Below are 16,720 nucleotides of genomic sequence, written 5' to 3' on the forward strand. Positions count from 1 at the left end.
TCTCTAATCTCTAATCTCTAGTCTCTAGTTGTTAACTCTCGTTTTTGGCCTTTAACTTGTTAGGTTTAGCTTCTTTATAATCAGCTTGAATCAAAGACAATAAAAAAGCACTCACGTGTTAACGAGAGTGCTTTTTTGTCTTCCCAGGCTTCCATTTTATGGCGTTGGGTAGTTAACTAGCTTTTATTGCTCATTTTGAGCGGCTTGAATAGCCGTCAATGCAATCGTATAAACGATATCATCGACTAAAGCGCCACGTGATAAATCGTTTACTGGCTTGCGCATACCTTGCAGCATTGGGCCAATACTGATGAGATCTGCACTACGCTGAACCGCTTTGTAAGTTGTGTTACCCGTGTTTAAGTCTGGGAATACAAATACTGTGGCTTTACCTGCTACAGGACTGTCTGGTGCTTTAGAGCGAGCGACATTCTCCATTACAGCTGCATCGTATTGCAAAGGGCCGTCGATGATTAAGTCAGGGCGCTTCTCTTTCGCGATTCGAGTGGCTTCACGTACTTTATCAACATCAGAACCCGTACCAGAAGTACCCGTTGAGTAACTGATCATAGCAACACGTGGTTCAATACCAAATGCCGCTGCAGATTCTGCTGATTGAATCGCAATATCGGCTAGTTGATCTGGGTTTGGATCTGGGTTAATTGCACAGTCGCCGTAAACCAAAACTTGATCAGGCATTAGCATGAAGAAAATTGATGATACTAAGCTTGAACCAGGTGCGGTTTTAATCAGTTGTAGTGGTGGACGAATCGTGTTGGCCGTGGTGTTTACCGCGCCAGAGACAATGCCATCAACTTCGTCTTGAGCAAGCATCATAGTACCTAGTACCATGTTGTCTTCTAATTGCTCTTTAGCAACAACTTCAGTTAGCCCTTTGTGGCGACGTAACTCCAACATACCTTCAACGTAACGACCTCGAGCCTCTAGAGGATCGATAATTTGTACGCCTTCACCTAACACGACATCTTGAGATGAAGCGATACGTAAAATTTCTTCAACGTTACCTAACAGTACACAACGGGCAATGCCACGTTCAGCACAAATAGATGCAGCTTTAATGGTTCTAGGTTCTTCACCTTCAGGCAATACAATGGTTTTCTTTGCTGCGCGAGCAAGCTCAGTTAACTTATATCTAAATGCTGGTGGTGATAAACGGTGCTCGCGTGGTGAGTTTTGAGTCACGCTTTCAATCCAGCTTTGGTCAATATGACTTGCGACATATTCTTGAACGCTATCAATGCGAACAGCATCATCAACAGGTACTTCATGATCAAAACGTTGAATATTAAGCGAGGTTTGCCAAGTGTTACTGTCGATTAAGAATACAGGTAAACCTGTTTCAAAAGCGCGTTCACATAAGGCCATGATTTCAGGCTCAGGCTCGTAACCACCGGTTAATAAAAGTGCGCCAATTTTCACGCCATTCATTGCAGCAAGACAAGCTGACACAATAACATCAGAACGATCACCAGAGGTAACCAGTAAAGAGTTTGTTCGAATGTGCGTGACCATGTTTGGAATACTACGAGCACAGAAGGTCACTTTACGCAGACGACGAGTATTCATTTCACCAGCGTTAATGATTTTAGCATTTAAATGTTTGGCTAAATCAGATGCGCGAGGTGACACTAAATCGAGGTTATATGGCACACTGCCTAGAATACGCAGTGGGCTTTTACCTGGAAGCTGGAACATTGCAGACGTATCGTTAGTTGATGCTTCAGCATGATCAAATACTTCTGATAGATCTGGGCGAGCACGACCTTCATCATCGACTGGTGCACCAATCTTATTGATAATTGAACCAATAAGACGTTTGTTTTTGTGACCACCCCATGAATTGTAAGCGATTTCTAATCGGTTCATTAGCCCGTTAGGAGAGTCGTTACCTGGTGTGGCAATGAAAATCACATCGGCATCAAGTGCTTTAGCTATTTCAAAATTGATATCGTCAGAGAAAGGGTGAGTGCGAGTAGGTACTAAACCTTCAATCACAATCGTTTCAGTATTCGCTGCACATTCGCTTGCACGAGCAATAATTTGCTCCATTAATACGTCGATTTGCTCAGAACGAATTAAGTTCTCAGCATGTTCCATTGAAAATGGCTCAAGCGGGTTAACAGTCGGCGAATGGCTTAAAATAGTCGTTGAACGTTCTGGGCCGTTATCACCATTGCGAATTTGTGCAATTGGTTTGAAGAACTGAACTTTAACACCTTTGCGTTCAAGCGCGCGCACCATCCCAAGACTTAGTGAGGTTAAACCTACACCAGTACCAATTGGGATTAACATAATATTACGAGACATAGAGACCTCTATAAATAGCGTAAGTAAAGCCCGCTTTGCAGGCTTTACGTTTGGGCAATGGTGATTAAGCTTTGATTAACTTAATTGCATCTTCCGCGATAACCCACTCTTCATTAGTTGGGATAACCATCGCGACTGTGCTGCCTTCTTCTGTAATAATGCCGTCTTTACCGAAACGTGCTGCTAGGTTTTTCTCTTCGTTCACGTTGAAGTTAAAGATAGCTAGCATTTCTAATACTTTTGCACGAATAATGTCAGAGTTTTCACCGATACCACCAGTAAATACCACTGCATCTAAACGTCCTAAAGGCACAGTGTAAGAAGCAATGTATTTCGCTAAACGGTAGCAGAAGATTTCTAATGCTAAGGTTGCGCCTTTATGACCATCCTTATAGCCGTCTTCAATGCCGCGACAATCATTAGTCAGTTCAGATATACCTAACAAACCACTTTGTTTGTTTAATAGGTTGTTCACTTCATCAATGGTGTAACCGAGTTGGTTAACTAAGTGATAGATAATTGAAGGGTCCATGTCACCACAACGTGTGCCCATAACCAAACCTTCTAGTGGGGTTAATCCCATAGAAGTATCAACACTCTTACCGCCTTTAACTGCAGTAACAGAAGCGCCATTACCTAAATGGGCAACAATTACATTAGTATCAGCTGTGTCTTGGTTAAGTACTTTAGCCGCTTCACGGCTAACAAATAAATGGCTTGTACCGTGCATACCGTAGCGACGAATACCATGTTCACGGTATAACTTATATGGCAATGCATAAATGTATGCATGTTCAGGCATGGTTTGGTGGAATGCAGTATCAAACACGGCGACCTGCGGCAGAGCCGGGAACGAAGCCATTGCAGCACGAATACCGATTAAATGCGCAGGGTTATGAAGCGGTGCTAATGAAGCACAATCTTCAATACCAGTAATGACATCTTCGTTAATGATCACAGAACGAGAGTACTTCTCGCCACCGTGAACGATACGGTGACCGATTGCTTCAATTTGAGCCGCTAATTCTGGCTGGTCAGCAAGAATATTGTTAACTATGTATTCAACAGCTTCACGGTGAGCGGTAAATGCGCCAAGTTTGGCTTCATTTTTTGCGCCGTTAACTTTCCATTTGATGCGTGAATCTTCTAAACCGAAGCATTCAGCAAGTCCTGATATGTGATCATCACCTGAAACAGCATCAATTACAGCGAATTTTAAAGATGAGCTACCGCAGTTGAGTACTAGTACGAGTTTTTGTGACATGTTGAGACCTTTTCGTCTGAGTCGTGCAAAATTTAAATTGACGTGAAATGTGTTATTTCAACTATCAATCATAGTTAATTAATGACTAAACAACCGATAAATTTACCGTAAATTTGGGGCTAATTATCGCTGTGTGCTATGGTGCATATATATTTCAAATCTTATAGGGCGTAACGTTGAGCGTAAAAGTGTTCAAAATCATAGGTGACGGCCGTCGTTATATGAAAGCTTGGCCTATGGTTCGACAACTTGGGTTTTATTTCCCTGAATACCGCGTTGTTAGGGCAACCCATCTTGGCATTATGTTGATGCCATTTTTCGCTATCTTGGCTGCAATTAGCCAAGTGTATGTCAATGGCTGGGCGTTTCTGCCTCAGGCGATTGCGATACTGTTATTCTTTATCAGTTTGCCTATTCAAGGCTTGTTATGGTTAGGTTTACGAGCTAAACACCCATTACCAATAACACTGTTTGATTGGACCAACCAATTAACCACCAAAATGAGTTCCATGGGCATAACTTGCCAACCTTTAGGGGCTAAAGCGTGTTATTTAGATATGGCGCTTATTTTAAAAACGGCGTTTGAACGTTTAGATAAAAGTTACTGGGAACAGCTTTAATCGCTGTTTCGGTTAATTTATCAATAGTCAGCTTTTATACCGCGCTCAGTGAATACAGCCTTTATGGCTTCCATGGTTTCTTTACTAGGTGGTTTGGTATCAGTTAATGAGTAAGTCTCACCAAATGCTTCCCATTTGTGGGTGCCGAGTTGGTGGTATGGCAGTAACTCTACCTTTTCAACATTCTTCATTGGTTCAATAAAGTCGGCCAATGCTTTCGCAGAAACGAGATCTTCAGTAAAGCCATCTACAACGACATATCTTACCCAGGTCTTTTGGTTACGTTTGGCTAAATATTCTGCGAATTGCAACGTGCGCTGATTACTGACCTTGGTTAAATCGATGTGCTTGGCATCATCCATTTGTTTAATGTCCAGTAACACTAAATCGGTATTATCGAGTAACTCGTCAATCACCGGAGTGTATTTACGTACAAAACCATTAGTATCAAGGCAAGTATGGAGATCATTTTCTTTGCAGGCTTTGAAAAGTTCTGTCACAAATTCAGCTTGGAGAATGGCTTCTCCACCTGTTGCTGTGACGCCACCAGATTGTAGAAAAGGTTTGTAACTGATGATTTGCCCCATGAGCTCATCAACAGTGACTTCCTTACCGCCGTCTAAATCCCAAGTGTCGCGATTATGGCAGTATTGGCATTTCATTAAACATCCCTGCATAAACGCGACATAGCGGATACCAGGACCATCAACGGTGCCAAAAGATTCAATAGAGTGGATACGACCTGTGGTCATGATGTCTCCAAACAAGCAAAAAAAAAATGGTTGTACTAAATGTTATGGATGAACATAACGGTATATTAGTACAACCAATTTTAAGAAGTATTACAAGCCTTTAGTGAAAGTACGAGTAATTACATCTTGTTGCTGTTCAGGTGTTAGCGCGTTGAAACGTACAGCGTAACCTGAGACTCGAATGGTTAATTGTGGGTACTTTTCAGGGTTCACAATCGCATCTTCAAGCATTTCACGGTTCATAACGTTAACGTTCAAGTGCTGACCACCTTCGCTGTTAGCGTTACTCATGAAGTAACCATCCATTAGTGATGCAAGGTTAGAACGACGTCCAGTCTCATCTTTACCTAACGCATTTGGCACAATAGAGAAAGTGTATGAAATACCATCTTGAGCGTGAGCAAATGGTAGTTTCGCTACTGAAGTCAGTGAAGCGATAGCACCGTTTTCGTCACGGCCATGCATTGGGTTTGCACCTGGAGCAAATGGTGCACCAGCTGGACGACCATCAGGTGTTGTACCTGTTTTCTTACCATAAACAACGTTAGAAGTGATGGTTAAGATTGACTGTGTTGGAATCGCATTGCGGTACATTTTCTTGTTACGGATCTTAGCCATGAAACGCTCAACTAAGTCACAAGCAATGTCATCTACGCGTGGGTCATTGTTACCAAATTTCGGGTAGTCACCTGAAATATCAAAGTCGATTGCAATACCGTCTTCATCACGGATTGGCTTAACCGTACCGTATTTGATTGCAGATAATGAATCGGCAGCAATTGACAGACCAGCGATACCACATGCCATAGTACGACGAACATCACGATCATGAAGTGCCATTAACGCTGCTTCATAAGAATACTTGTCATGCATGTAATGGATAGAATTAAGTGCTGTCACATATTGTGTCGCTAACCAATCCATTAAGCCGTCTAAACGACCCATCACATCATCAAACTCCAATACTTCTGAAGTGATTTTGTCAGCAACGGGTGCAATTTGCGTCTTCATTTTTTCATCTACGCCACCATTGATAGCGTAAAGCATGGTTTTCGCTAAGTTAGCGCGAGCACCGAAGAACTGCATGTGTTTACCTACAATCATAGGGCTGACACAACAAGCGATTGCGTAATCGTCTGATTCGAAATCTGGACGCATTAAGTCATCGTTTTCGTACTGGATTGAGCTTGTATCGATAGACACTTTGGCACAGAAGTTTTTAAAGCCCTGTGGTAAAGCATTCGACCATAAAACAGTAATGTTTGGCTCAGGGCTTGGGCCCATGTTGTATAAAGTGTGTAAGAAACGGAAGCTGTTCTTAGTCACTAAAGTTCGGCCATCTAAACCCATACCTGCAACTGATTCAGTTGCCCAGATTGGGTCGCCAGAGAATAACTCATCGTATTCAGGAGTACGTAGGAAACGAACCATACGTAATTTCATCACGAAATGGTCAACCATTTCTTGCGCTTGTTCTTCCGTAATAACGCCGTTAGCGATGTCACGTTCGATGAAGATATCAAGGAATGATGAAGTACGGCCTAATGACATTGCCGCGCCATTTTGGCTTTTAACTGCAGCAAGGTAACCGAAGTAAGTCCACTGAATTGCTTCTTTAGCATTCGTTGCCGGTAAAGAAATATCACAGCCATATTTTGCTGCCATTTTCTTCATTTGACCTAATGAACGATGTTGCTCAGCAATTTCTTCACGTAGTTGCATAGTGCTTGATAAATCTTCGCCAGCTTCAAAACCTGCTTGCAGAGAAGAGAACTGAGCGAATTTATCTTGCATTAGGTAATCGATACCGTAAAGCGCGATACGACGGTAATCACCAATGATACGACCACGGCCGTATGCATCAGGTAAACCCGTTAAGATACCTGATTTACGACATGCCATAATTTCAGGGGTATAAACATCGAATACACCTTGGTTATGGGTTTTACGTAATTCAGAGTAAGTGTACTTAACATCTTCGTCTAATACGCGGTCGTATGCTTTACAAGACCCTTCAACCATACGAATACCACCATTAGGTAGCATTGCACGCTTAAGCGGCGCGTCAGTTTGTAAACCAACGATAGTCTCTAAATCTTTGTTGATGTAACCAGCATCATGAGAAGTAATGGTTGAAACCATTTTAGTGTCGAAATCAACAGGAGCGTGAGTGCTGTTCTCTTGCTTGATACCGACCATCACTTTTTCCCAAAGTGTTTCAGTAGCTTGAGTAGCACCTGCTAGGAAAGACTCATCACCTTCATAAGGTGTGTAGTTTTTCTGAATAAAGTCACGAACATTAACTTCAGTTTTCCAATCGCCAGCTTCAAAACCTTGCCAAGCGTTTGCAAATAATTCTGTTTTATCGGTCATGGTAATTTACCTTCTCGTTAATTGACTGCTGATGTGCCATATGATGGTAGTGGATAACTGTTACAACCAATTGGCATATCAAAAAATTGAGACCCCTATAAATGGATAATTGATAGGGCATCTAATCTGTTAGCTTTTACAATAAAATCGTTACTGTAGAAGCGAATAATTCATCAAATGTAAATTGGTAAGACCAATTTACCTAAAGAATATTAGCATAGGTTTTATGCAACTTCACTTAATTAAATCAAAATCGAATAAGATATGGGCAAAAATGTTATCTGGCTAACACTTTTTGCGCAAAAAGTTTTTTAATCACTCATTAGTCACTACTCTTGCAGCTTATTGTTAGCTAGCTTTGTGTTGCCTTCTTATCGCTATATAGCTTTGCTATACTGTTTTATAGCATCTTTTAGATAAGCTGATCATTTATTAGCGAAAACTTAGCAAATATATGAAAGTGTTTAGCCAAGTTCGTATGAAAAACCTTGGTATTACCAATTTATTTGTATGATTTATAAATGACGTTATAAAGCAGTGATTCAGTTCAAGTCTGTAGCGCAAGTTTGTTTAGGTAAATAGCACAAGCGATTTACTTTGTTAATCCTATTTTAGTGTTAAAAGTTTTGAGGTTTATATGCAGAAATTAACCGGTGAAGAGCGCCAGAGTTCGGCGAATTCAACGACCGAGTTAACAAATAAGTCGCCAGCGCCAACAACTTATGAACAAGCTGAAAAGTTTGGTTTAGCAAAGGTGGCTAAAAGTCCTTGGCAGTCGTTTATTTTGTCGATATTTGCCGGTGCCTTTATTGCAATTGCATTTGTATTTTATGTCACTGTGACCACGGGCAGTACCGGTGGTTGGGGTATGACGCGTTTCATCGGCGGTATTGCGTTTAGTTTAGGTCTTATTCTTGTTGTGGTATGCGGTGCGGAGCTATTTACCAGTACGGTATTAACCTCTATACCTTGGGCACAAAAACAAATTAAAACGTCGACGCAGTTGCAGTGCTGGGCACGTGTATACGCGGGGAACTTAGTTGGCGCATTGATTATGGTGTTGTTGATTATGATGTCGCGGATGTTTGAGCTCAATGGTGGACAATGGGGGGTAAACGCTTTGAATATTGCCCAACATAAAATTCATCATACTTGGCTACAAGCATTCACTTTGGGGATTTTATGCAACATGCTCGTGTGTTTAGCTGTGTGGATGACATTTGCCACTAAAGATCTGTTAACTAAATCTTTTTTGATGATTCTACCGGTAGCTATGTTTGTCAGTAGTGGTTTTGAGCATAGTATTGCTAATATGTTTATGGTTCCCTTAGGTGTCGCGATTCACGCTTTTGCACCTGAGAGCTTTTATCTTGGGTTAAATATTAACCCACAGCAGTATGCCGATTTAACCTTGGTAAACTTTGTATTTAATAATCTCATTCCTGTTACTTTGGGCAATATTGTCGGTGGCGGTGTATTTGTTGGCTTAGGTTTTTGGTTAGTCCAGCAAGATAAACTCGTTATTGGCTCAGAAGGGGCTAGCAATGCTTCTTTAGTGGGTGAGCAAGAAGCAAGAAAGAAGTAAGCTTTATGAAATTATTCAGCATTCGTAAATAAAAAACTTCCATTGATTATAACGCCCTGCAATTGCAGGGCGTTTTTTATTGGTTCAATCAGTACTCTGTATAGCACGCTGAATTAAGCCAAACTTTGCTTCAAGTCGGTAAAGTATTTATCCCAGCCGATGTGCGCTCTGCCTGCAGCTAGATTAAAATGACTTGGATTATCTGCTTTACCTTCAAGAATACCTTGATAAATCCCCGCAATAACAGTCCCAATAAAGTCACCCAACTCTGCCACTCTATCTTGCTGATATTCTTCAACCGTCATTGGGGTGTAAATCAATGAGGTGCCAAAGGCTAGATTCATATAATCAGCCAGTTGGTATTGAGTCATTGATTCACCATGGAGATTATATGTTTGCCCATTGTGTTTACTCTCGGTAAGCATTCGGGCATAGGCGTAGGCAAGTTCGCTGCGAGTGGTGTAACCGCATTTTCCGTTATTAGCGCAATTGGCAATCACACCTGATTTTTTGTAGCTGTCTATATATTCAATATCGGGTTCAATATAGATCCCATTGCGGCCAATGACCCAGTCTACACCGCTTTCACGAATGTCTTGCTCTGTCTGACGGTTACTTTGTATCACAGGTGAGAAAGCAGTATTTTCTTCAGCACCTTGAACACTGGTGTACACAATCTTTTTTACGCCTGCTGTTTTTGCAGCATGAATGACATTACGGTGCTGCTGTATTCGCTTATCTGGTGCATCCATCCCTGATACCAATAGTAATACGTCTACAGTTTGTAGTGATTGGGCTAATTGCGCCGAGTTATTGTAATCTCCAGAACGCACTTCAACACCTAAGGCTTTAGCATTCTCAGGAGTTCGCGCTAAAGCAATGATGTTTTCTTTAGGATTGATATCTAAAAGTGCGTTAACAATTGCGCTGCCTAATTGTCCGCTTGCTGCAGTAATAGCGATGTTCATAGATTGGCTCCTAAAGATATAAGTTGAGTGTTTCGGTAACGTCTGGCTTGATTATTTGATGGCGCTTTTTACTGTGCTTTTAAGGTTATGCATAAAAGCTTTAAAATGCGGCATAAAATCGACAAATAATGGATGCTTTCTATTTTCCATCATTATAGGTCCGAGTAAACGCAGTGAAACAGCAACTTTGGTCGCCAGCGATGTTTCGAGGCCGCTTCCTTTTTGCAAGTTTTTAACGACATTAAACAAGTCTTCTCTATCTTGTAATTCAAAATCCAATTGCTGACCAGTTTGTTGTGCTGGTAGGTTGATTTCTTCAATGGTAATACGGTATTGATGATTTTTGCGGATAATTGAACTCATGGGGAATTCCTTATGTTGATATGACAATGAAGTAACGGTTGTTTAGCTTTTCAATAAAGCTTCGACCTTAGGTTTTATGGTGAGTGACACGAGCAGCATCATTGCTACTGCAAATGGTAGGGCGGCAGTGACTGTATTAAACCAAGTTGAAAATAATTGATTAAGGTCAGTCATCCCGATGTTATTGATGGTCGTCGATAGCGCTAAACCTGATTCCATTATCAGCGCCATGGCGATACCTATCAGTATGTTTTGAAACTTCTTATCCAATTTAGGTAGAAACTTTTCAGAAAATTTTGTCAATGCTGTCATCAATATAAAACCAGCAGGCATGACAGTTACCGTCGCGAGTAAAAAAGCACTTAACCACTGATTGAAAAAACTGCTGCTATATCCGAGATTAATATAGGTCATGACCCCCGTTATTGTGCCACCCATTAGTGTCATCATGCCTAACACTGTCAGAACTTTTACAGAGACCGGGGTTTTAGTTTCAGCGACGAGGGTCGACGTTATGGATGTTTGATTGTTCATTGTGTAACTCCTACCTTGAAAAAATCATCATTATGGTTGATAATGTCAACTATAAAGATTTAGTTGATAAAGTCAACTAATTTATTCGGAGCTAATTTATGCAAGATCGAAAATCCTTAGAAAGCTTGTTTCAATTGGTACATGGCTTAAAGCGTCAATTACATAATAATATTGAGAAACTTAATCTAGATATGGCGCCGATGAATGTGCGGGTACTTAAGGTGATTAATAAAAAAATCCCCTGTACTGCAATAGACATTGCGCAGTTTTTAAATCGTGACAAAGCTCAAGTCACTCGACTGTTGAATGGATTAATAGCGCAAGAATTAATTGTCAAAGAACCTAATCCAGAAGATAAACGCAGCCAATGTTTACGCTTAACTGAAAAAAGCCAGTTGATAATGGAGGATATTGCTCTAATAGATAAAAAAATACATGAGCAAATGACAAATGGAATTACAGAAGAGGAGCTTGCGTTGTTCGAAAATATAGCTGCAAAAATGGCTGAAAATTTGTCATCAAATCCTTAAGCCAAACAATTACCAATGAAACTTTGATATAAATCTTGATATAAACGTTGAGCTAATTCTTGAGTTAACTCAAGAATTAATCGATGAATTTAACCGATGAAGTGATCAGCACTAAATCGGCTAAACTTGTTTAATGTTTATTTATTAAGTTATCAGTAACGAAGGGTTTGTTCTTGATAACTATCCATAAAGTAGCACCGAGTAAACCGACACTGAGTTGGATTATGCCTAAGTTGCTAATTAAAGATGCTTGGCTTAATGAGACTAAAACCATCCCCAAGGCACCACTCATCATGCTACTGAATTGGATCAGGGCGACTGCAGAGCCAGTGTCCTGAGTTTGTTGCTCTAGCATTAAGTTAGTACCTGGTACTCTCATGGTAATAATGGCCACTGTTGCAGGGGCCGCAATTACCGCAAAAGTTAATGCTGACATATGACCGATACTGAGAGTTAATACACCAGCGATAGTAAGTAAAATAAAGCACAGGGTAATGATTCTTTTTACAGTGATATAGCGTGACAAGTGCATATAAATCATTGGCCCGAATGCGGCGCACATAGCGTTAAAGGCAAATGCATAGCTAAATTGCTGCTCAGTGAGGCCAAAGTCATTTATATAGATGTAAGAACCCGCTGCTAGAAACCCCATCAATGCCATTGATGTCATCGAAAAGACCACTAATAAAATGGCAAATCTCGGGTTTTTAATTATCACAGCCAGTCTTCCCCAAGAGCGAAGCACTGAGCCAACATATTTTTTCTCTAAGGTTTCCTGGTAACACAGGGCTAATATTGCTGCAAATGTGCCATATATGGCGAGCACTACGAACATCATCCGCCATGAGGCTATTTGAAGCAAAAAAGCGCCAATCACTGGCGCAACCATGGGGGCGATGATCACTAAAGACATTATGGTGGCCATGATTTTCTCGCGCTCACGACCAGTAAAACTGTCTTTTACAATGGCAGTGGCAACCACAGTGACAGCACTGGCTGCAAATGCCTGTAAGACTCTAACACCAATAAGTTGTTCAATATTAGCTGAAAGCGCACAACCAATACTCGCAAGAATGTAACCACAGATACCGATGAGTAAAATGGGTTTTCTACCGAACTTTTCACTTAGTGGTCCCCAAAAAAGTAGACCCGTGGCATAGGTGACAAAATAACTACTCAGGGTTAAGTTGACCATAGATTGATTAGTGTTTAACGCCTCAACCATGGTGGGCAAAGCAGGTAAATACAAGTCAATAGTCAATGGCGGAAATGCGCTAATAATGACGAGAAAAAATAGCATACCGGTTCGACCCAGTATCGATTGTGGATTTTTCAATTTGATACTCTTAAGTTGAACTGCACCGATTACTTACCCTGACTCATTCTCTTTAGGTTTATCCTTGTTATCTATATCTACAACTATATCAGCTACCTATATCGGCTACCTATGTCTGTTATTTATTGACCTGACATTGTTTTAATAAGGCAGTAAAAAAATCACTGCCTTTTCGCTCAGCAAAAGCAATATTGCGCTCAGGAATGGTTTCGGGTTCATCATATTCTGCTAGTGCTGCTTCCATACTGGCTTCGCGAATAATATGAATTGTTGGATAAGGTGAGCGATTAGTGTAATTAGCTGCACTATCTTGTGGTTCGCCTTCAAAACAGTAGTCAGGGTGAAAGCTTGCCAGTTGATAAACCCCTTCATATTCATGTTCAAATAATTTGTCATTAGCTAAGTCAACGATATCAAGATAACTGTAAAACCCTTCAAAGCCACGAGGCATGATAAACAATGTGGTTTCAACGTCTGGATTGTTGTCTAAAAACTGACACTCGCTGAGAAAGTCTTTCATCACTTGTTTGACTTTGGTCTGCTCACTGCAAAAATAACGAATACTGTTGCGCTCGACTTCGCGGCGGGCAAACGGGCAAATATTATATTTCATGATCACTTTATTGACCCAGTTTGCCGTTTCAATGTGGTATTCGGTTAATTCTGACATCTGACTTCCTGCTGGTTACTCTTGATATATTGATGACAATTTGGCGACGCGTTAATTAGGTAGCACCATAGGTATGATGGATAGCACTAATAATAATGCCATGCTGATATTAAAGATGCGTTGCTGACGAGCATTTTTAAGTAATTTTTTCAGTCCAATCCCAAAACTTAACCAAATGGACGCGCAAGGGAGTGCGACAAAGAAAAACACCACTGCAATGGTGATAATTTGTGGTGCCAACGGCTGCTGAATGTTAGTAAATGTCGCGATAGCGCCCACGGCCATTATCCAACCTTTTGGGTTAACCCATTGAAACGCGGCAGCTTGAAAAAAGTTAAACGGTTTGGCTGTTTTCTTGCCTTCTAAATTACTTGAGCTATTGGCAATTAACCAAGACAGATACAGTAAATAGATAATACCGGCTACTTTAATGACTTGGTGAGCGACAGGGTAAGCTTGAAACACAGCACTAAGACCAAGTCCTATAGCAAGTACCATACTCGGGAAACCAACAATAATGCCCAATAAGTGTGGAATACTGCTTTTTACACCAAAATTGACCCCTGAAGTCATCAACATTATGTTGTTTGGACCAGGAGTAATACCTGCAGAAAAGGCAAATAATGCAATGGTAATGACGAGTTCCATAAATTGAGTTTTTCTTAATCGGAAATTTTTTATCAGGCCTGCATTTTAGCCGTTATCCCATAGTGAACAAGCAAAAAGTGCATTTATATCGATTTTGCTGAGTTACAAATGTGGCGAAGTGGTTGGAAGTGTTTTTAATATTTGTTCTCAAGTGTTTAAAATATACTTTAAATATTCGGATTTGTTGTTATTAAATTTGAGTCAGGTTAGGTTAGGGTTCATATGTTAAATTAATTTTGATGCGAGAGTTCGCGCTTTATACCGATTGTGCTTGCCTGTGCGGTACTTGCCAGTTTCTGATTATAGGATTAACGGATAAATGATAAATAAACAATGGTGTTTATGGATAAGCTTAGTTGCCGTATTAATAAGCGGTTGTGCAAGTAATGAAACAATAATCGATCCTGTCCCAAGTCGCATTACTATGGTGACTTCAGGTGATTTAGGCATGATTTCAGAACATGCTAAAACCTTTAGTTGGCATCCAACGATGTTTACTGTCCATAGTGCAAATAAGATAGATGATGCTGAGTTAGTCAGACATATGCGTCAATCGATTACTAAAATAATGAATGCTAAGGGTTATCATTATGTGGCGGCTGATCAGTCTCCAAGTCTTATATTGGGCTTTGGGATGGCATTAGAGTCAGAAATCAGTGATAAAGAAATTATGAAACGCGCGGGATTAGTGGCAGGCTTATCTACCAAAGGCGTTGATGACGATTATGAAAAAGGCTCTGTGCTGGTGGCGTTATTCAATCCCAATAGTATTCAACCAGTGTGGAAGGTCCTAGCGCAAGGCTTTACTGATACCGATAGACCGGTTGAAGATAGAGAGCAACGTTTTGATAAACTCACTTCGATGATGCTTAATTCAATCCCGAATCATATTATGTAATGTTATCGGGTAAATCATCTGGTTTCATGCAACAAAATAAAAAGGCCGTTGATTGTTATCAACGGCCTTTTTAGCATCTACTGACTTGTGCTAGACAGTAACATCCACTTCATAAGAACCAAACTTACGAATGTTAATGACACCAGTATCAAAGATCAGGTATTGGCCTTTAATTCCTTGCAAAATACCAGTGACTTCTGGTGTTTTATCAAAGTTATGTGATTTCACTTTTTTAGGGAACTCAGTGATTGGGAATTTAATTCCTTGAATTGAGTTATCCAAACGTTCAATGACAAAATCTGGGTTCTGTTGCTTAATTTCTAATAAGCGCTCTTCAATAACTGGGATTAATTGATTCGCCATCTCGATGAGATCCACATCCTCATTATTGCCTTTGAGCATGGCTTGCCAATTCGTTTTATCGTTGATCAGTTTAGCTAACTCAACTTCCACTAAACCAGAGAGTTGGCGAGTGGAAACTTTAAAGATAGGTAAGCCCTGGGTTGCGCCTTGATCAATCCAACGCGTTGGAATTTGAGTGTAGCGGGTGATGCCAACCTTGATCCCTGACGTATTTGATAGGTAAACATAATGAGGAACAAAACAGTGAGTTTGCGCCCACTCAGGTTCGCGGCAAGTCCCCTTATCAAAGTGGCAAGTTTCAGGCTTCATGATGCATAAATCACAGCTGGCAAGCTTAGACTTGCAAACGTAGCAATGGCCTTGTGAATAACTTTTTTTGGTTTTTTTACCGCAACTACAACAGAAGATATTGCCCGTGTGAGTTAGTGTCAGTGATTGACCAATCAAAGGGTTAAGGTCAATGGTTTCATCGCCCACAGGCAGTTGGTATTGCACTTCATTCTGCTCATCAAGCTGAGTGTGCATTTTTGATAGCGTTCCTAACATCATTTACTCATTGTTTTTATCATTTGAGCTTAGTCTAACAGATGCTTGTAGGGATATTTAAACGGTTTTTTAGATTGAATAAGCCGTTAAGTGCAGTTGATGTTTATGACACTTATATGAAACTTTAAGTTTGTCTATAGACGAGGTTGTATAGAAGTGAGTAGAGGGTAAAGCGGTTGGAATCATGCTTATAACACCAGCGAATGCATTGGCCAATACGCTGGTGATATAGCTTGATGATGAATGGCTGAACAGGATATTAGTCGTGATTGCGCATCAGATAATGCAAGCTTTATGCGCTTTTACTCAGTTTATCTAATACAACATCATCACCCAGTTCATAAAGTGATTCTGTTAACTGTTCTTCTTGGCTAGGATCAGATAAGCCTAGGCCCATCGTTGCTCTGAAGAGGGCAATACCGCTGTGGCTTGCTGTTTCCTGTTGGCTGCTAAATTGCTCAATGTTAATACCAAGAGCGTTTATTTTATTAGATATTTCAAGTACTAAGCCTTCGCGATCATAAGCAACTAGATTAAAGCTTAAGCGTTTGATTGGCTGTGCTATATGGCCTGTTTTACAATAAGTGCAATTAAGTCCGTCAATACACTCTAATGCTTCTAGCAAGGCGTCCCATTTTAATGCAGAAACTTCTAACTGTAATATAGCGGCAAAGATACCATCTATATGACGCATTTCTGAATCAAGCCAATTACCATTGTGACGACTTATAACATTTGCTATTTGCTCAACTAGTCCTTTTCTATCAGGGGCTTGCAAGGTAACGAGATAACGCAACATAATTGAAACTCCCAAATTATTAACAAATAAATCTGCTGTAACACTACTGTCATATTTACGTCATATAATTCAGCCAATTAAAATTGGCATCCAAAAAATGTCATATAAGCTCGCTAAACTGCAACTTTTTAAACCAGCGATTC

At 40.4% G+C, this 16,720-nt stretch carries 16 protein-coding genes; 4 read left to right on the forward strand and 12 right to left on the reverse strand.

Going from position 1 to position 16,720, the window contains the following annotated elements:
- Positions 1–183: 183 nt before the first annotated feature.
- Together pta and ackA are read right to left on the reverse strand one after the other, a co-directional pair.
- Positions 184–2,328 carry a phosphate acetyltransferase gene (pta, locus tag AB4153_RS09410; RefSeq protein ID WP_102527100.1) on the reverse strand — a complete coding sequence of 715 codons (2,145 nt, stop codon included), beginning with the start codon at positions 2,326–2,328 and terminating at the stop codon, positions 184–186.
- A 64-nt stretch (positions 2,329–2,392) separates the two neighbouring features.
- On the reverse strand, positions 2,393–3,592 hold the full coding sequence (gene ackA / locus AB4153_RS09415) for an acetate kinase (RefSeq protein ID WP_229369965.1): 1,200 nt from the start codon (positions 3,590–3,592) through the stop codon (positions 2,393–2,395).
- A 176-nt stretch (positions 3,593–3,768) separates the two neighbouring features.
- Here ackA and yfbV point away from each other — a divergent pair, with 176 nt between their 5' ends.
- Positions 3,769–4,212, forward strand: a complete 444-nt coding sequence (gene yfbV / locus AB4153_RS09420; RefSeq protein ID WP_102527098.1) for a terminus macrodomain insulation protein YfbV — start codon at positions 3,769–3,771, stop codon at positions 4,210–4,212.
- Positions 4,213–4,232: 20 nt separating this feature from the next.
- Here yfbV and pflA read toward each other — a convergent pair whose 3' ends face one another.
- Positions 4,233–4,967 (reverse strand): pyruvate formate lyase 1-activating protein, encoded by a 735-nt coding sequence (gene pflA / locus AB4153_RS09425; protein ID WP_303517881.1) that lies wholly within the window; start codon positions 4,965–4,967, stop codon positions 4,233–4,235.
- Between the two features lie 87 nt (positions 4,968–5,054).
- Positions 5,055–7,337 (reverse strand): formate C-acetyltransferase, encoded by a 2,283-nt coding sequence (gene pflB / locus AB4153_RS09430; RefSeq protein WP_102527097.1) that lies wholly within the window; start codon positions 7,335–7,337, stop codon positions 5,055–5,057.
- Between the two features lie 637 nt (positions 7,338–7,974).
- Between pflB and focA the strand changes: the two genes are divergently transcribed.
- Positions 7,975–8,922 (forward strand): formate transporter FocA, encoded by a 948-nt coding sequence (gene focA / locus AB4153_RS09435; protein ID WP_248955985.1) that lies wholly within the window; start codon positions 7,975–7,977, stop codon positions 8,920–8,922.
- Between the two features lie 113 nt (positions 8,923–9,035).
- Here the strand turns inward: focA and AB4153_RS09440 are convergent, their stop codons facing one another.
- The 3 genes from AB4153_RS09440 to AB4153_RS09450 are packed head-to-tail and all read right to left on the reverse strand — an operon-like array spanning position 9,036 to position 10,787.
- The gene (locus tag AB4153_RS09440) at positions 9,036–9,890 is read right to left on the reverse strand and encodes an SDR family oxidoreductase (RefSeq protein ID WP_248955984.1); all 855 of its coding nucleotides are present in this window, start codon (positions 9,888–9,890) and stop codon (positions 9,036–9,038) included.
- A 51-nt stretch (positions 9,891–9,941) separates the two neighbouring features.
- Positions 9,942–10,253: a DUF3861 domain-containing protein gene (locus AB4153_RS09445; RefSeq protein WP_102527094.1), complete on the reverse strand. Its 312-nt coding sequence runs from the start codon at positions 10,251–10,253 to the stop codon at positions 9,942–9,944.
- A gap of 42 nt (positions 10,254–10,295) precedes the next feature.
- On the reverse strand, positions 10,296–10,787 hold the full coding sequence (locus tag AB4153_RS09450; RefSeq protein WP_303517863.1) for a DUF2798 domain-containing protein: 492 nt from the start codon (positions 10,785–10,787) through the stop codon (positions 10,296–10,298).
- A gap of 98 nt (positions 10,788–10,885) precedes the next feature.
- Here AB4153_RS09450 and AB4153_RS09455 point away from each other — a divergent pair, with 98 nt between their 5' ends.
- Complete coding sequence (locus AB4153_RS09455) at positions 10,886–11,317, forward strand: MarR family winged helix-turn-helix transcriptional regulator (RefSeq protein WP_102527092.1); 432 nt, start codon at positions 10,886–10,888, stop codon at positions 11,315–11,317.
- Between the two features lie 130 nt (positions 11,318–11,447).
- On the opposite strand, the gene AB4153_RS09460 is transcribed toward AB4153_RS09455, so the two are convergent.
- The 3 genes from AB4153_RS09460 to AB4153_RS09470 form a co-directional block, all read right to left on the reverse strand.
- Complete coding sequence (locus AB4153_RS09460; RefSeq protein WP_229369956.1) at positions 11,448–12,653, reverse strand: multidrug effflux MFS transporter; 1,206 nt, start codon at positions 12,651–12,653, stop codon at positions 11,448–11,450.
- Positions 12,654–12,771: 118 nt separating this feature from the next.
- Entirely contained in the window at positions 12,772–13,323 is a 552-nt protein-coding gene (locus tag AB4153_RS09465; protein WP_371997184.1) for a DUF1415 domain-containing protein, read from the reverse strand.
- Positions 13,324–13,374: 51 nt separating this feature from the next.
- Positions 13,375–13,971: a LysE family translocator gene (locus AB4153_RS09470; RefSeq protein ID WP_102527090.1), complete on the reverse strand. Its 597-nt coding sequence runs from the start codon at positions 13,969–13,971 to the stop codon at positions 13,375–13,377.
- A gap of 319 nt (positions 13,972–14,290) precedes the next feature.
- Between AB4153_RS09470 and AB4153_RS09475 the strand changes: the two genes are divergently transcribed.
- Complete coding sequence (locus AB4153_RS09475; protein ID WP_371997185.1) at positions 14,291–14,869, forward strand: DUF4136 domain-containing protein; 579 nt, start codon at positions 14,291–14,293, stop codon at positions 14,867–14,869.
- Between the two features lie 90 nt (positions 14,870–14,959).
- Here the strand turns inward: AB4153_RS09475 and AB4153_RS09480 are convergent, their stop codons facing one another.
- The gene (locus AB4153_RS09480) at positions 14,960–15,778 is read right to left on the reverse strand and encodes a DUF2797 domain-containing protein (RefSeq protein WP_371997186.1); all 819 of its coding nucleotides are present in this window, start codon (positions 15,776–15,778) and stop codon (positions 14,960–14,962) included.
- Between the two features lie 292 nt (positions 15,779–16,070).
- Positions 16,071–16,577 carry a glycine cleavage system protein R gene (locus AB4153_RS09485; protein ID WP_229369949.1) on the reverse strand — a complete coding sequence of 169 codons (507 nt, stop codon included), beginning with the start codon at positions 16,575–16,577 and terminating at the stop codon, positions 16,071–16,073.
- Positions 16,578–16,720 lie beyond the last annotated feature (143 nt).

The sequence above is a fragment of the Shewanella sp. 10N.286.52.E4 genome, from assembly GCF_041468785.1.
Lineage (GTDB): Bacteria > Pseudomonadota > Gammaproteobacteria > Enterobacterales > Shewanellaceae > Shewanella > Shewanella electrodiphila.

Bases quoted from the DNA above. Each gene is read 5' to 3' on its own strand.
- pta (WP_102527100.1), bottom strand. From the start codon at position 2,328: ATGTCTCGTAATATTATGTTAATCCCAATTGGTACTGGTGTAGGTTTA.
- AB4153_RS09480 (WP_371997186.1), bottom strand. From the start codon at position 15,778: ATGTTAGGAACGCTATCAAAAATGCACACTCAGCTTGATGAGCAGAAT.
- AB4153_RS09470 (WP_102527090.1), bottom strand. From the start codon at position 13,971: ATGGAACTCGTCATTACCATTGCATTATTTGCCTTTTCTGCAGGTATT.
- pflB (WP_102527097.1), bottom strand. From the start codon at position 7,337: ATGACCGATAAAACAGAATTATTTGCAAACGCTTGGCAAGGTTTTGAA.
- ackA (WP_229369965.1), bottom strand. From the start codon at position 3,592: ATGTCACAAAAACTCGTACTAGTACTCAACTGCGGTAGCTCATCTTTA.
- AB4153_RS09475 (WP_371997185.1), top strand. From the start codon at position 14,291: ATGATAAATAAACAATGGTGTTTATGGATAAGCTTAGTTGCCGTATTA.
- AB4153_RS09485 (WP_229369949.1), bottom strand. From the start codon at position 16,577: ATGTTGCGTTATCTCGTTACCTTGCAAGCCCCTGATAGAAAAGGACTA.
- AB4153_RS09445 (WP_102527094.1), bottom strand. From the start codon at position 10,253: ATGAGTTCAATTATCCGCAAAAATCATCAATACCGTATTACCATTGAA.
- AB4153_RS09465 (WP_371997184.1), bottom strand. From the start codon at position 13,323: ATGTCAGAATTAACCGAATACCACATTGAAACGGCAAACTGGGTCAAT.
- AB4153_RS09450 (WP_303517863.1), bottom strand. From the start codon at position 10,787: ATGAACAATCAAACATCCATAACGTCGACCCTCGTCGCTGAAACTAAA.
- focA (WP_248955985.1), top strand. From the start codon at position 7,975: ATGCAGAAATTAACCGGTGAAGAGCGCCAGAGTTCGGCGAATTCAACG.
- AB4153_RS09440 (WP_248955984.1), bottom strand. From the start codon at position 9,890: ATGAACATCGCTATTACTGCAGCAAGCGGACAATTAGGCAGCGCAATT.
- AB4153_RS09455 (WP_102527092.1), top strand. From the start codon at position 10,886: ATGCAAGATCGAAAATCCTTAGAAAGCTTGTTTCAATTGGTACATGGC.